The following is a 15,087-nucleotide window of genomic DNA, read 5'->3' on the forward strand; positions in this document are numbered from 1 at the left end:
TATTAATGCTTTGTTTTTAAACACTTTTACCCAAATTATTGGTGTGGGCATCAGAGGCAGCGAGTTATCCAAGTTGTTTTTAGCTACTCTTAAAACATTCTAACATTCGAACCAGCTTACTTGTGTTATTCGGCGAGATTCAAATGGGTTGTCAATTCATTTACATTCTTTACATCTTTATGGCGATCGCTAGTTAAATTAAATCGCTGATGTTTGGGTTCTGTTTAATCACACTGATGGAAAGTGACACACTTTACAGTTGGTATGGATTGCTAAATCACGACTATTGGTCGTTTGGCGTACAGAACAGGTTAATACATCTGTTTGTTTCTAATATTACGACATACTTAAAAACGGGCGCATTATCACACTAAAGACTACTTACTAGCAAGTGAATAAAATCATGAGCATAACAATAGTAAGTTCATGTACAATAGTAGCTTATGAACGACGAAACATTTCTCAAAGTACAATTTATCACTGTTGATCCTGAGCTCGAAGGGCAAAGGATCGATAACTTTTTGCGCACTTTATTAAAAGGAGTGCCTAAAAGCCTTATTTATCGCATTTTGCGTAAAGGTGAGATTCGCGTTAACAAAAAACGCGTTAAACCTGAATACAAATTATTAGCCAACGATGAGCTGCGCATTCCACCTATTAGAGTGTCTGAAGCTAGCGAATTGCCATCCACTAAACTGGATAAGGTGGCAAGTTTAGAACATCACATTTTGTTTGAAGACGAATGGTTGATTGTTCTCAATAAACCATCGGGTACAGCAGTGCATGGTGGCAGTGGTTTAAGTTTTGGTGTTATCGAAGCGCTAAGAGCCTTGCGACCTGACCAAAAAAATCTCGAATTGGTTCACCGTCTGGACAGAGACACTTCAGGCTGTTTGTTAATTGCTAAAAAACGTTCAGCATTAAAAAGTTTGCATGAACAATTACGCGACAAACAAGTGGATAAACGTTATCAGGCCTTGGTGAGTGGCGTATGGCCAGAAAACCGCTTTAAAGTAAAAGCGCCGCTGATAAAAAACATTTTGAAATCCGGTGAACGCATGGTGTCGGTAAACGAAGTAGAGGGTAAACCTTCAGAAACTCGTTTTCGCATTTTAAATCAATATCAAGATGCAACTTTGGTTGAAGCTTCACCTATTACTGGGCGTACCCATCAAATTCGAGTTCACTGTTTACATGCCGGCCATCCTATCGCCTGTGATGATAAATATGGCGACAATAATTTTGATAGTCGTATGCAACGTTTGGGTTTAAGCCGTTTATTCTTACATGCCCATTCATTATCTTTTATTCACCCCAATAGTAATGAAAGAGTGAGTTTCCAAGCTCCTTTAGATAATGCACTTAAACATGCCTTAACGAAGTTAGCTGCAGAAAAGTAAAACCTTTGAACACCTTCAACTATTTTAAGACGTTGAAGGTCTTTTATCATTAAGTGTTATTTTGCATATAATCAAACAGATCAATCTGCCAGTTGGCAAACAGCTCAGTTAAAGCAATTAAAGGCAGGCCTACTAAGGTATTAGGATCCCTACCGTTTAAGCGCTTAAATAATGCAATGCCCAACCCTTCACATTTAAAACTACCCGCACAATCAAAAGGTTGTTCAAGTTCTAGATAACGTTGAATTTGTTTGTTGCTGAGTTGTTTAAATTCAACCTCAAAACATTCCACCATGCTTTGTTGTTGACCATTTGCTGCATTAATAAGGCAAAGGCCGGTATAAAAGACAATACTTTGTCCTGACAGCTGGCTTAGTTGAGAAAAAGCGTTTTGATAATTACCCGGTTTACCTAATATAAGGTTGCCGTAACTTGCTAATTGATCAGAGCCAATGACATAACCTTCGGTTAAGGATAGCGCTACTGCTTGGGCTTTAAGCTCGGCCAAGCGTTTGACTTGTTGATGAATACTTTCGCCATCAACAGCGCTTTCATCCACGTGGGGTGCTTGGCAAGTAAAAGGCACAGATAGCTTATGTAACAACGCGGCGCGATAAACGGATGTTGATGCAAGAATGATTTTCATGATTAAAATAGCTTAATGAGGCTGTATCGTGACTTTTTATATAAAGGCATAATAATCTTAAGGTCTATGCTCCAACAACCTGAAACTCGCATTTCCAGGTTGTTTAGGTATATAGCCTTTTTATACACATTTTCTTTGACTAAAGCCCTTTCAATCTATAAGATGCGCGCGCTATGCAAAAAGTGAAACTGCCCAAGCAGGTAGACCCTATCAAAAGTGCCACTAAACGTTCCGTATATCGGGGCGTTATGTTAACTTGTGATATGTCTAGACTGCGTGACGTAGTTGCTGATATTGCTGATGAAGTGGATATTGATGTTGAGTTTAAAAAAGACGAGCAGGGTCTTACTTACTTTGATGGCCACATGTCATGTTCAGCATCACTTTTATGTCAAAGATGTTATGACGTCTTTGCTCATCAAATAAACGTATCTTTTTGTTTCAGCCCTGTGCAGGGTGCTGATAAAGAAGATCGGGATGAGTTACCGGACGCTTACGAACCGGTTGAGGTCGATGACCATGGAGAAATCAACTTACTTCAGACGTTTGAAGACGAGCTGATATTATCTTTGCCTATTGTAGCCCTTCATGCAGAGGAGGATTGCAAAGTTAAAGCGGATAATATGAGTTTTGGAGTAATTGAACCGGCCGATGAGCGCCCAAACCCGTTCGCGGTTTTGAAAGAACTTAAGCGAGACTAGGAGCAAGCAATGGCTGTACAGAAAAGTAAAAAATCCCGTTCAAAGCGTGGTATGCGTCGTTCACATGATGCGTTAGGTACTACTACTTTGTCAGTAGATTCAACGTCAGGTGAGACGCATGTTCGTCATCACGTGACCGCTGATGGTTACTATAAAGGCAAAAAAGTTATTTCTCTTTAATTTTAAAGAGCATTGACTTTGCGTCATCTAACCTTAGCGTTAGATATTATGGGGGGCGATTTCGGCCCCCATATTATTTTGCCTGCAGCCTTAAGCGCGCTGACAGAAAATCCCGATCTTTATGTTGTGCTATGTGGCGCTAATACAGTGCTCGAACCATGGCTCGCCCAACAAGATAAGCATATCCAAAACAGAATTATTTTGTCCGATTGTCAACAAACAGTGACAATGGATGAATCACCGATCACAGCATTACGTTCCAAAAAAGACTCGTCTATGCGTCGCATGCTTGATTTAGTTGAGCAAGGTCAGGCTGATGCCTGTGTAAGCGCCGGTAATACTGGTGCCTTATTGGCGATGGCTTATCACGTACTTAAAACCTTGCCGGGTATCGATCGTCCAGCATTAATATCCCAGATGCCCACTGTTGATGGTGGTAAAGTGTATCTATTGGACCTAGGCGCTAATGTTGATTGTGATTCGGAGGTATTGTTTCAATATGCCGTTATGGGCTCAGTACTTGCTGAGTTAGTAGGCAATATAGACAGACCTAAAGTGGCCTTGCTAAATGTAGGTTCCGAGCAAAATAAAGGTAATGATCGAGTCAAAACCACCAACAGAATTTTGTCAGAAACCGCGAGTCTTAATTACATTGGTTATGTTGAAGGCAATGATATTTTTAGTCAGAAAGCTGACGTAATTGTAACCGATGGTTTTGCTGGTAATATCGCTCTTAAATCCTGTGAAGGCCTCACTAAGCTGGTGATTAACGAGGTTAAAAAAGCCTCTAATCAAAATTGGTTGAATAAAATTCTGGCTAAAATCGCTTTACCTTTACTGCGCAACATTTATTTGCGCATGAACCCCGACCAGTATAATGGGGCGAGTCTGATAGGATTGCGCGGAATTGTGGTAAAAAGCCACGGTAATGCCTCGTCAGAGGCTTTTTTGTATGCCATTAGAGAAGCAGTCAAAGAAGTCAACATGCAGGTACCAACAAAAATAAAAGATAAGATAGAAGCTGTTTTAATGGAGCGTCACTAATACATGAATTCAAGAATAATTGGCACGGGTAGTTATTATCCAAGTGAAATACGTACCAATGCTCATTTGGCCACTATGGTTGATACTTCAGATGAATGGATCACTGACCGCACAGGAATAAAAGAAAGACGTATCATTGGTGCTGATGAAACTGCTGCAACTATGGGAGTGGAAGCCAGTAAAAAAGCCATCGAAGCGGCCAATATCGATCCTAAATCTATCGATATGATTGTTTGTGCCACTACAAGTGGCCGTTATGCCTTGCCAAGCACAGCCTGTGAAATACAAAAAGCCCTAGGTTTGGATGGAATACCCGCTTTTGATATCGCCGCTGCTTGTGCTGGTTATTGTTACGCCTTGAGTGTGGCGGATCAATATATCAAAACTGGTATGGTTAAAAGGATCTTGGTTATCGGCACGGACTGTTTAAGCCGCTTAATTAATCCAGAAGATCGCACTATGGTAATACTGTTTGGTGATGCCGCCGGTGCAACCATTATAGAAGCCAGTGAAGAGCCAGGCATTCTATCCACCCATATTAATGCGGCTGGTTCCTATGGCGATTTGTTGCAAGTGGGTAATCCAACTCGTGGTGATGAAAAGTCAGTGCATGAAAACTGGGGTTCGATGAAGGGCAACGAAGTATTTAAAGTTGCCGTAAACAAATTAAGCGAAGTGGTTGAGCAAACCTTAGCTGCTAACAATATGCAGAAATCTGATTTGGATTGGTTAGTGCCTCATCAAGCTAATTTCAGGATCATTAAGGCAACAGCTAAAAAATTAGATATGTCACTTGATCAAGTTGTTATGACTTTAGAAAGTTATGGTAATACTTCAGCTGCAACGGTTCCTACTGCCCTTGATACCGCTATTCGGGATGGCAGAATTAAGCGTGGCCAAACCTTATTATTAGAAGCTTTTGGTGGTGGTTTTGCCTGGGCATCTGCATTAGTTAGATATTAATTCTTTTTTAATCTGAGATAATACTATGAGTAAACAAGCTTGGGTTTTCCCAGGCCAAGGTTCACAGTCCTTAGGGATGTTGGGTGAGCTAGCGGCAGAATTTCCGTCGATATTAGAAACATTTCAACAAGCCAGTGACGTATTGGGTTACGACTTGTGGCATGTAGTGCAACAAGATGAAGTTAAATTAAATCAAACCCATATTACTCAACCTGCATTGTTAGCGGCCAGTTACGCCTTGTATAAGGTACTAGTTGCCCAAGGTCGAGAGCTTCCTGCTTATATGGCGGGTCACTCTTTAGGAGAATACTCTGCCTTGGTTTGTGCTGGTGTGATCAAATTTGCTGATGCCATCAAACTAGTAGAAGCTCGTGGTCAGTTTATGCAACAAGCTGTACCTGCAGGCACCGGCGCAATGTACGCCATCATTGGTTTGGATGACGATAAAATTATCGCCTGCTGTGCACAAGCGCAACAAGAAACATCTGAAGTCGTCGCTGCGGTTAACTTTAATTCTCCCGGCCAGGTAGTCATTGCGGGTACCACTAAAGCAGCTCAAGTAGCAGCAGACTATTGTAAAGAACAAGGTGCAAAACGCGCTTTGCCTTTGGCAGTGAGTGTGCCTTCGCACTGTGCATTAATGCAGCCAGCTGCTGATAAACTGGCTGTTATGCTTGAATCTATTGAGTTTTCAGCACCAATGATCGCGGTTGTTAATAATGTGGATGTGGCTACTCCATCTGATCCTCTAGCCATCAAATTGGCTTTAGTGAAACAGCTTTATAGTCCAGTACGCTGGACTGAAACTGTGTTGGAGCTGGCAAAAAATGATGTCAGTTCATTATATGAGGTAGGTCCGGGTAAAGTATTAACGGGTTTGGTCAAACGTATTGATAAAAATATCAACTGCGAGGCATTGAATTCATTAGCTACTCTGACAGCAGAAGCTTAAACAACTTTGTTTTAAAAAATGATGAGATGGTTATGTCAAATTTAAATGGAAAAATCGCTCTGGTAACCGGAGCGAGTCGTGGTATTGGTAGAGCCATTGCTGAAAAATTAGCGGCAAATGGCGCAACTGTTATAGGTACTGCGACTTCTGAGGCTGGTGCTCAAGCTATTAGCGAATATTTAGCTGATAATGGTGTGGGTAAAGTGCTAAATGTAGCTGAAGTAGGGGCAATCCAAACGTTAGTGGATAGCATTACCGAGCAACATGGTGGTATTGATATTCTAATCAATAATGCCGGCATTACTCGTGATAATTTATTGCTGCGTATGAAAGACGACGAATGGCAAGATATTATGGATACTAACCTAACTGCTATATTTAAACTGTCTAAAGCAGTGTTGCGTGGCATGATGAAAAAACGCAATGGACGCATAGTTAATGTCGGTTCAGTTGTTGGCAGTACAGGTAATGCTGGACAAGCAAACTATGCAGCAGCAAAAGCAGGGGTGATAGGTTTTAGTAAATCCATGGCCCGTGAAGTTGCATCTCGAGGCATTACCGTTAACGTGGTTGCCCCAGGTTTTATTGATACTGATATGACTAAGTCATTAACAGACGAGCAAAAAGCTGCAATTTTTAGCGATATCCCGGCAAACCGCCTAGGTTTACCCGAAGAAATCGCCTCAGCTGTGGTATTTCTTGCTAGTAATGAAGCGGCTTATATCACCGGCGAAACCTTGCATGTCAATGGTGGTATGCATATGTGTTAATAAATAAGCAAACAGACATTATTTATATTGTCTAAGCTTGCTTGTTAAAATTTTGTTTAATAGACTGCGCATCGTGGTGGTTTGACCAGACAGAAAAGTGTGTGACTTGCTTGCAAGCCACAGACTTGGTGAATACACTACACGCAAATTTATATCTAGATACTTTATAAGGGATAACTAGAATTATGAGTACAATCGAAGAACGCGTTAAAAAAATCATTATTGAGCAACTGGGCGTTAAAGAAGAAGAAGTTAAACCAGAAGCATCTTTTGTTGATGATTTAGGGGCGGATTCATTAGATACAGTTGAATTGGTTATGGCTCTTGAAGAAGAATTCGATACTGAAATCCCTGACGAAGAAGCTGAGAAAATCACGACTGTTCAATCTGCTATTGATTACGTCAACGCTCATAAAGACGCGTAAAAGTTCCAAAAAACGGCTCTTTCTGAGCCGTTTCTCTTTCTATCCAATTATTATCTTATCGTTCGGAGGCCAATGTGTCTAAACGTCGCGTAGTTGTGACTGGTCTTGGCATGCTCTCTCCTTTGGGAAATGACGTCAGCACCACCTGGACTAATATTCTGGCAGGTAAAAGTGGCATTGGCCCAATTACTTCTTTTGATGCCAGTGAATTCACCACGCAATTTGCAGGTGAAGTTAAAGATTTTGATGTTGAAATGTATATTCCTAAAAAAGAAACCAAAAAAATGGATAAATTTATCCAGTTTGGTATCGCTGCAGGAAAACAAGCACTAGCTCATTCAGGTTTAGTCATTACCCTTGAAAATGCCAGTCGGGTAGGAGTTGCTATTGGCTCTGGGATTGGCGGTTTAGGTTTAATTGAAGAAAACCATAATAAGTTGTTAGAAGGCGGTCCACGTAAAATTTCACCATTTTTTGTGCCGGCAACCATAACCAATATGATCTCTGGTTTTTTATCGATCATGGAAGGCCTCAAAGGTCCTAATCTTAATATCGTTACTGCCTGTACCACTGGTGTGCATAACATTGGTGTGGCTGCCAGAACCATTGCTTACGGTGATGCCGATGCGATGTTAGCTGGCGGTGCAGAATCCACTGTGTGTGCATTGGGTGTAGGTGGCTTTGCTGCGGCTCGTGCCTTATCGACTCGCAATGATGCTCCTGAATTAGCCAGTCGGCCTTGGGATAAAGATCGTGATGGTTTTGTCATGGGCGAAGGCGCTGGCGTGGTGATGCTGGAAGAATATGAGTTTGCTAAACAGCGCGGCGCTACTATTTATGCTGAGCTTGTTGGTTTTGGCATGAGTGGTGATGCTTATCATATGACTTCACCTCCTGAAAACGGTGAAGGTGCTGCCGCTGCTATGGTTAATGCAATCAATGATGCTAAGGTTCAGCCTGCTGACATTACCTATGTAAATGCGCATGGAACTTCTACACCAGCGGGTGATATTGCCGAAGTATCTGCAGTAAAAAGTGTGTTTGGCACTCATGCCAGCAAGTTATTAGTTAGTTCGACTAAGTCCATGACAGGTCATTTACTTGGTGCAGCTGGTGCTATTGAGGCAATTTTTACCATACTTGCACTTAAAGATCAGATAGCTCCTCCCACTATCAATTTAGATAATCCGGGTGAAGGCTGTGATTTGGATTTTGTTGCCCATACTGCTAGAAAGGTAGAAATGGACTACGCCCTATGTAATTCATTTGGCTTTGGTGGTACTAACGGATCACTATTATTCAAAAAAGCCTAAAAGATTGCATTTTTTAGCGTAAACAGTGCATTATTCAAAGCCCAATTTATCCTGGGCTTTTTTTTGTGTGAACTAATGCGAGGCAGTCAATAAATTGATAATAATCAATGGTCAATTTCAAGATAAGATCGATGTCGCTGAACGCGCACTGCAATACGGTGATGGTTGTTTTACTACTATGGCATTCAGTCAGAATAAGCTGCTATTGTGGCCTCTGCATCTAGCTCGGCTGCAAAATAACTGTCAACGTTTAGCGATTAATTTTCTTCAATGGCAAGCCCTTCATGAATCGGCTCTTAACTTAATTGCACAGTCTGAGCATAAAAATGGTGTGATAAAAATTATTATCAGCCGGGGCAAAGGTGGGCGAGGTTATAGTCCGCTTAATGTTAGCGAGTCGAGTTATATTGTATCTTTGCATACTTTGCCTGTTCATTATGCAGGCTGGCAACAGCAGGGTATCAAGCTAGGTTTGAGCCCAGTAAAGCTAGCAATACAGCCTTTGTTAGCAGGCCTTAAACACCTGAATCGCTTAGAACAAGTCCTCATTAAACAAGCCTTAGACTTAACTGAATTTGATGATGTTTTAGTATGTGACAGCAATGACAATATAATTGAAGCCAGCGCCGCTAATGTATTTTGGCTACATAAGGGCCAGTGGTTTACGCCAATGCTGGATGGTTGTGGGGTTGCAGGGGTGATGCGTCGTACGATTTGCCAAATGTTGGCCGCACAATCTCAACCAGTGAAGGAAATTCATCAAATCTTTACCCTTGATTTTGCCGCCGAAGAAATGTTTATCTGTAATGCACTGATGGCTATAGTACCTGTGACGACTTTGAGCGTACCAATGTTAAATCAACAATGGACCTTCAGTCATTCTAAGGTCGCCCAATTACAGACTGAATTAAATATTTTTCTACAAACATCCTTATCATGAAAATAAAATTTATCCTGAAGTTTTTACTGTTGATTTTATTGCTTGGTTGCCTAGGTGCTGGCGCACTTTATTATTATCTCAACCAGCAAGTTCAGCAAACTCTGTTAATTAGCAAACCACAATTGTTAACTCTGGGAAAAGGTCAGTCAGCTCGCAAGATCTTAGTCGAGCTTGAGCAACAAAAAATTATCGGCGACATAATCGCTTTAAAAATCCTCCTGAAATTAAAACCGCAACTTGCGAAATTTAAAGCAGGAACTTATGAATTATTGCCCGGCATGCAAACACAACAATTGTTGGACTTACTGGTGAGTGGTAAAGAAAAACTCTTTAGTATTAGTCTGGTAGAAGGTTTGCAGTGGCGGGAGTGGGAACTGCAACTTAAATCCCAAGAACATTTAGTTTTTGATGCGACAACAGACGCTGGCATCGCTGCTTTGATTAGCGATTTGCCCGGTCAGTCTATCGAAGGTTGGTTATTACCTGATACCTATCATTTTGCCACAGGCACCAATGCTTTTACTGTCATCAGTATCGCCCACCAGAAAATGCGTCAATATCTTGAAGAGCAGTGGCATGTACGTGCCTTGGATGTGCCTTATGCAAATTCCTATGAGGGTTTGATCATGGCCTCGATTATTGAAAAAGAAACCGCTGTGCCCTCAGAGCGCCCCCGTATCGCTGGGGTTTTTGTGAATCGTTTGAATCTTAATATGCGCCTACAAACCGATCCTACAGTGATATATGGCCTCGGGCCTGATTTTGATGGTGACATAAAGCGTAAGGACTTAAAGACGCCAACCCCTTATAATACCTATGTGATAAAAGGTTTGCCGCCAACCCCTATTGCCATGCCAGGAAAGTTGTCTATAGCAGCGGCGTTTAATCCACTGGCAACCAATGATTTGTATTTTGTGGCCAGAGGTGATGGTAGTCATCAATTCTCTGAGACTTTGCAACAACATAATCAAGCAGTAAAACAGTACATATTAAAAAAATAAGCGAGTTCAGTTTGCAAACAGCAGGAAAATTCATTGTTATTGAAGGTCTTGAAGGCGCTGGTAAAAGCAGCGCAGTGGCCTTGGTTAAACAACATATCGAAAGCGCAGGTCATAGCTTAGTGACTACCCGCGAGCCGGGCGGTACGCCAATGGCCGAAGCCATTAGAGCCTGTGTTAAACAACAGTGGCAAGATGAAACTGTCACAGTAGAAGCTGAGTTATTATTAATGTATGCGGCTCGTGCACAACTGATGCATAACGTTATAATTCCTGCCTTAAAACAAGGCCAATGGGTACTAGGAGATCGCCATGATATGTCATCACAGGCCTATCAAGGGGGAGGGCGCATGATAGATAGCAGCATGTTAGATGCATTGCGTCAGATCACGCTCAAAGACTTCAGACCTGATTTTACTCTGTATTTAGATGTTGAGCCTGCCGAAGGTTTAAAACGTGCCAGAGGGCGGGGGGAACTGGATAGAATCGAAGTTGAACATCTCGATTTTTTTGTGCGCACTCGCGAGCGTTATTTATCATTAGCCAAGGCTGACTTGAAGTGTGTGATTATTAATACCATGCAAAGTATTGAGCTGGTCCAGCAGGACATTAGTGCGGCTTTAACTCAGTATTTAGAGGCTTAAATGTATCCTTGGTTAAGTGCCACCTTTACCCAGCTCGCTCAGCGTAAGCAAGACAATAAGTTGCATCATGCTTTATTGCTGCAAGGCTCTCAAGGCATAGGTAAAAGCGATTTTGCCAAACAGTTTGCGGCATTGTTGCTTTGTTCTAAAAACGTGCAGGGGCAGCGCTGCGGTGTTTGTCATGCCTGTTTGTTACAAGATGCAGGTAATCATCCCGATTTTCATGAAGTCATATCCGAAAAACAGATTGGTGTGGATCAAATACGTGAGGCGATTAAAAAACTCAGCGGCTCCGCTCAGTTGTCTGGCACTAAGGTACTGGTCATTTACGCCGCCCATACCATGACAGAATCAAGTAGCAATGCTCTGTTAAAAACCCTCGAAGAGCCCACTGCCAATACTTTTTTAATGTTGTTAACTCACAAAAGCGAGCGTTTGTTACCCACAATTCTCAGCCGCTGCGAACGTATTATTATGCCAGTGCCTGATACAACACAGACCCAAGTGTGGCTCAGTACTCAGTGGGATAAACCGGTGGATGCTGAATTTGTGAATTTATACGCCAGTTCACCCTTAATTTTATTAGATGAGTTGCAGCAAGAACACAAAGTGAGTTACGAGGTGTTTAAAGCTGGTTTGCAAGACATCATTCAGCAACGAGTTAATCCTTCACAACTGGCTGCCGATTGGCAAGAACAGGTCGAGAAGATCCTAAAATGGTTGCAGTTCTGGTTGCATTTACAGGTAAAACGTCAATCTGAACTACCAGAGGCTTTATGGCAACTACATCAACAAGCTATTAAAGCAGTCAAACGGGTGCGCAATCCTGGGGTGAATAAAGTATTAGTGTTGAACCAATTATTGACTGACATCTCGATGTTAAAAAGTAAACCGTAAAAAGCCTGAATGAATAGATTAAGGAATAGTAAGTGTTTGTAGATTCACACTGTCATTTAGACAGATTAGACAAAACCACAGAAGAACTTAGCGAGTTGCTGACTTTTGCTCAGCGTCGTGGTGTAGAGCATTTTTTATGTGTGTGTGTGTCGGTGGGCGAATTTCCGAATATGTTGGAAAAGGTTCAAGGTTTAGCTAATGTTTCAGTATCTTGCGGTGTACATCCACTGCATCAAGATGAAGCCTGTGATTACGATACTTTATTGAATATGGCGCGCCATCCGGATGTAGTAGCCATTGGTGAAACCGGTTTGGATTATTTTTACAGCGCTGATACCAAAGCCGTGCAACTTACGTCTTTTGTTGATCACATCAAAGTGGCCAATGAGCTTAATAAACCTCTGATTATCCATACTCGTGATGCCCGTGAAGACACCATCGACTTGCTAAAACAATATAAAAATCCCGAAACTAAAGGGGTACTACATTGTTTTACTGAAAGCTGGGACATGGCACAAGAAGCCATAGAGCTGGGTTTTTATATTTCGATTTCTGGCATAGTCACTTTTAAAACCGCCACAGAGTTACAAGAAGTAGTGAAAAAGATCCCACTGGATAAACTACTGATTGAAACTGATTCACCTTGGTTAGCGCCGGTGCCTTATCGCGGTAAACAAAACCAGCCAGGTTATGTACGAGAAGTAGGGGAGTTTATCGCCCAGCTTAAAGGTATTAGCGTAGAGGAATTAGCTGCAGTTACCACACAGAATTTTTATAAGTTGTTTGCGATAACACCCACTTCACTTCGTTAATTTTTTTAGCACTCAGGTATTACTGAATATGGCAATAAAGATTGGTATATATATTTATGAAGATGCCGAGGTGCTGGACTTTTCAGGACCTTTTGAGGTTTTTACAACCGCATCTCGTGTGAGTAAAAATGGGTTGTTTGAGGTGTTTTTAATCGCCGAAACCACAGAGATAGTAAAGGCCAGAGCAGGTTACAAAGTTGTGCCAGATTATGGCTTTAGTGACCATCCTGTTGTTGATGTATTGATTGTGGTGGGGGGGGATCATAGCCGCGAAATCCATAAAACTCAGGTGATCGAGTGGATAGCCTTGCAAGCCCAACAATGTAGTTTGGTGGCCTCGGTATGTACAGGCGCATTTTTGTTGGCACAAGCTCAGGTTATTACCGACCAGCAAGTGACGACCCATTGGGAAGACCTTGCCGACTTAAAACAGAGCTTTCCGGCCTTAGATGTGGTCTCGGATGTACGTTGGGTAGATCAAGGCAATATTGTCACTTCAGGTGGAATATCGGCAGGCATAGATATGAGTTTGCACTTAGTCAGTAAATTACACAGTGAAGCTTTGGCACAAAGAACAGCTAAACAAATGGAATTTTTGTGGTTAAAAAACGATCAGGAAAAAGTACAAAGTAAGTGAAGAATTCTGTGACAGCACCAGGCTGTCACTTTAATTTTTTCTAGTTTCTAGTTTCTAGTTTCTAGTTTCTAGTTTCTAGTTTCTAGTTTCTAGTTTCTAGTTTCTAGTTTCTAGTTTCTTTATTTCAAATCCAATAAATACCTGAGTACAAATACCGCCGCCATAACGTAAGTGATGACAGTGACCTGCTTATAACGGCCTGTGCCCAGCATAATGCCAACATAAGTAATAAATCCCAATGCGATACCTTCGCTGATGCTAAAAGTCAGTGGCATGGCTAACAGGGCGATAGATGCGGTGGCTAAGGCTGTTATATCGTCAAAATCCAATTGTCTGAACGAATCCATCATTAATATACCGACCATAATCAGGGCGGGCGTTGTGGCCATCAATGGGATTACTTTCATTAAAGGTGTAAAAAACAGTGCGAGTAAAAAACACAATGCCACTACCATCGAGGTTAAGCCTGTGCGTCCCCCAGCTGATACACCAGCTGCGGATTCTACATAAGAGGTAACAGGTGAGGTCCCAATCGCAGCACCAATTACACTGGCGGCGGCATCGGCATTCATGGCTTTGCCAAGTTTTGGTAGTTTGCCTTCTTTATCCAGTAAATTAGCGCGGCGAGATACACCGATTAAGGTGCCGATAGTGTCGAACATATTGACAAACAACAGGGCAAATATCAGATCCCACGTTTCAGCTAGATGTTCGATGGGATACATAATATCCATGGCCATAAAAGTAGTGCTAATGCCTTCGGGCATGCCAATAAAACTGTCGGTGTGCTGGGTTAAATAACCATCACCCACTGGGATAAAAGCGCCAATTAAAGTTAATACCAATACTGAAATTAATATCGCACCAGTCACTTTTTTAATCACAAGTACAATAGTTAGCAGTATGCCGATTAGGGCAAGTAGGGCTGCAGGTTCGGATAAGTCCCCTATAGTCACAAAAGTTGCAGGGTTAGCCACCACAATCCCGGCATTTTTTAAGCCGATAAAAGCGATGAATAAACCGATACCACACTGGACCCCAATTTTTAAGGCTGCAGGAATGGCCTCAGCAATTTTGGTGCGTACACCACTGAGAGACAGCATTAAAAACAATATGCCGTTCCAAAATACGATGCCAAGAGCTGCATCCCAAGGGATTTCGCGGGTTAAACAAATAGTAAAAGCAAAAAAGGCGTTGAGACCCATACCTGGCGCCATGGCAATGGGATAATTAGTCATTAGCGCCATTAACAAGGTACCTAAACAAGCGGCCAATGCAGTAACGGTAATTAATCCCTCAATCGGCATGCCTCCGGCTGATAAGATCCCTGGGTTAACCACCAATACGTAAGACATGGCCGCAAAAGTGGTTAAACCGGCGACAAACTCAGTTTTTAAGTTAGTGCCTTTTTCTTTTAATTTAAAAAAGCTTTCGAAAAAATTAGACATCAATGTTGCTCACATATTGACTATTAATTAGTCGTTGTTATTAGAATAAGGTTGGCATTTTACTAGCTTGTGCAAAAAGCTGACCAAAGAGTCTGGTTTTGCTGTAATTTATACTGAAGTTGCTGAATAAATATGATGAACTTAGCAAAATAACCAAAAAGCCCGAATTAATAGCTAAATCCCATGGTATTTACATCGTGTTTAAGCGATTAGATTAGCTGCAACATCGTTTTTTTTTACTTAATATATTTTAATTTACAATAACTTGCACTGCTTTGATGCTAAGAGCAATGTGGTGGTGCAAAGATCAGTATCAC

At 41.7% G+C, this 15,087-nt stretch carries 17 protein-coding genes; 15 read left to right on the forward strand and 2 right to left on the reverse strand.

Going from position 1 to position 15,087, the window contains the following annotated elements:
- Nucleotides 1–443: 443 nt before the first annotated feature.
- The gene (gene rluC, locus AX660_RS08155; protein ID WP_068375423.1) at nt 444–1,400 is read left to right on the forward strand and encodes a 23S rRNA pseudouridine(955/2504/2580) synthase RluC; all 957 of its coding nucleotides are present in this window, start codon (nt 444–446) and stop codon (nt 1,398–1,400) included.
- A 49-nt stretch (nt 1,401–1,449) separates the two neighbouring features.
- On the opposite strand, the gene AX660_RS08160 is transcribed toward rluC, so the two are convergent.
- On the reverse strand, nt 1,450–2,046 hold the full coding sequence (locus AX660_RS08160; protein WP_068375426.1) for a Maf family protein: 597 nt from the start codon (nt 2,044–2,046) through the stop codon (nt 1,450–1,452).
- A gap of 173 nt (nt 2,047–2,219) precedes the next feature.
- Between AX660_RS08160 and yceD the strand changes: the two genes are divergently transcribed.
- The 14 genes from yceD to AX660_RS08230 all read left to right on the forward strand — a co-directional run bounded on the left by yceD (nt 2,220) and on the right by AX660_RS08230 (nt 13,322).
- The gene (yceD, locus tag AX660_RS08165; RefSeq protein WP_068375429.1) at nt 2,220–2,747 is read left to right on the forward strand and encodes a 23S rRNA accumulation protein YceD; all 528 of its coding nucleotides are present in this window, start codon (nt 2,220–2,222) and stop codon (nt 2,745–2,747) included.
- A 9-nt stretch (nt 2,748–2,756) separates the two neighbouring features.
- Entirely contained in the window at nt 2,757–2,927 is a 171-nt protein-coding gene (rpmF, locus tag AX660_RS08170; RefSeq protein ID WP_068375432.1) for a 50S ribosomal protein L32, read from the forward strand.
- Between the two features lie 18 nt (nt 2,928–2,945).
- Nucleotides 2,946–3,971, forward strand: coding sequence for a phosphate acyltransferase PlsX (gene plsX, locus AX660_RS08175; protein WP_068375435.1), 1,026 nt, complete (start codon nt 2,946–2,948; stop codon nt 3,969–3,971).
- Nucleotides 3,972–3,974: 3 nt separating this feature from the next.
- A complete protein-coding gene (locus tag AX660_RS08180) occupies nt 3,975–4,934 on the forward strand; it encodes a beta-ketoacyl-ACP synthase III (RefSeq protein WP_068375438.1) in 960 nt (319 codons plus the stop codon).
- 25 nt (nt 4,935–4,959) lie between these two features.
- Nucleotides 4,960–5,886, forward strand: coding sequence for an ACP S-malonyltransferase (gene fabD / locus AX660_RS08185; protein WP_068375441.1), 927 nt, complete (start codon nt 4,960–4,962; stop codon nt 5,884–5,886).
- 32 nt (nt 5,887–5,918) lie between these two features.
- Nucleotides 5,919–6,656, forward strand: coding sequence for a 3-oxoacyl-ACP reductase FabG (gene fabG / locus AX660_RS08190; RefSeq protein ID WP_068376931.1), 738 nt, complete (start codon nt 5,919–5,921; stop codon nt 6,654–6,656).
- Nucleotides 6,657–6,841: 185 nt separating this feature from the next.
- Complete coding sequence (gene acpP, locus AX660_RS08195) at nt 6,842–7,081, forward strand: acyl carrier protein (protein ID WP_068375444.1); 240 nt, start codon at nt 6,842–6,844, stop codon at nt 7,079–7,081.
- A 74-nt stretch (nt 7,082–7,155) separates the two neighbouring features.
- Nucleotides 7,156–8,394 carry a beta-ketoacyl-ACP synthase II gene (gene fabF, locus AX660_RS08200; RefSeq protein WP_068375447.1) on the forward strand — a complete coding sequence of 413 codons (1,239 nt, stop codon included), beginning with the start codon at nt 7,156–7,158 and terminating at the stop codon, nt 8,392–8,394.
- 94 nt (nt 8,395–8,488) lie between these two features.
- On the forward strand, nt 8,489–9,334 hold the full coding sequence (pabC, locus tag AX660_RS08205; RefSeq protein ID WP_082768807.1) for an aminodeoxychorismate lyase: 846 nt from the start codon (nt 8,489–8,491) through the stop codon (nt 9,332–9,334).
- On the forward strand, nt 9,331–10,335 hold the full coding sequence (gene mltG, locus AX660_RS08210; RefSeq protein WP_068375450.1) for an endolytic transglycosylase MltG: 1,005 nt from the start codon (nt 9,331–9,333) through the stop codon (nt 10,333–10,335). The genes pabC and mltG overlap by 4 nt, the downstream gene beginning before the upstream one ends.
- Nucleotides 10,336–10,346: 11 nt before the next feature.
- Nucleotides 10,347–10,976: a dTMP kinase gene (gene tmk / locus AX660_RS08215; protein ID WP_068375453.1), complete on the forward strand. Its 630-nt coding sequence runs from the start codon at nt 10,347–10,349 to the stop codon at nt 10,974–10,976.
- Nucleotides 10,977–11,873, forward strand: a complete 897-nt coding sequence (gene holB, locus AX660_RS08220; RefSeq protein ID WP_068375457.1) for a DNA polymerase III subunit delta' — start codon at nt 10,977–10,979, stop codon at nt 11,871–11,873.
- Nucleotides 11,874–11,905: 32 nt separating this feature from the next.
- Complete coding sequence (locus tag AX660_RS08225; protein WP_068375461.1) at nt 11,906–12,685, forward strand: TatD family hydrolase; 780 nt, start codon at nt 11,906–11,908, stop codon at nt 12,683–12,685.
- Between the two features lie 28 nt (nt 12,686–12,713).
- Nucleotides 12,714–13,322 carry a DJ-1/PfpI family protein gene (locus AX660_RS08230; RefSeq protein WP_407669352.1) on the forward strand — a complete coding sequence of 203 codons (609 nt, stop codon included), beginning with the start codon at nt 12,714–12,716 and terminating at the stop codon, nt 13,320–13,322.
- A 119-nt stretch (nt 13,323–13,441) separates the two neighbouring features.
- On the opposite strand, the gene AX660_RS08235 is transcribed toward AX660_RS08230, so the two are convergent.
- The gene (locus AX660_RS08235) at nt 13,442–14,770 is read right to left on the reverse strand and encodes an NCS2 family permease (protein WP_082768808.1); all 1,329 of its coding nucleotides are present in this window, start codon (nt 14,768–14,770) and stop codon (nt 13,442–13,444) included.
- Between the last annotated feature and the right edge of the window lie 317 nt (nt 14,771–15,087).

The sequence above is a fragment of the Paraglaciecola hydrolytica genome (assembly GCF_001565895.1).
Classification (GTDB): Bacteria; Pseudomonadota; Gammaproteobacteria; order Enterobacterales; family Alteromonadaceae; genus Paraglaciecola; species Paraglaciecola hydrolytica.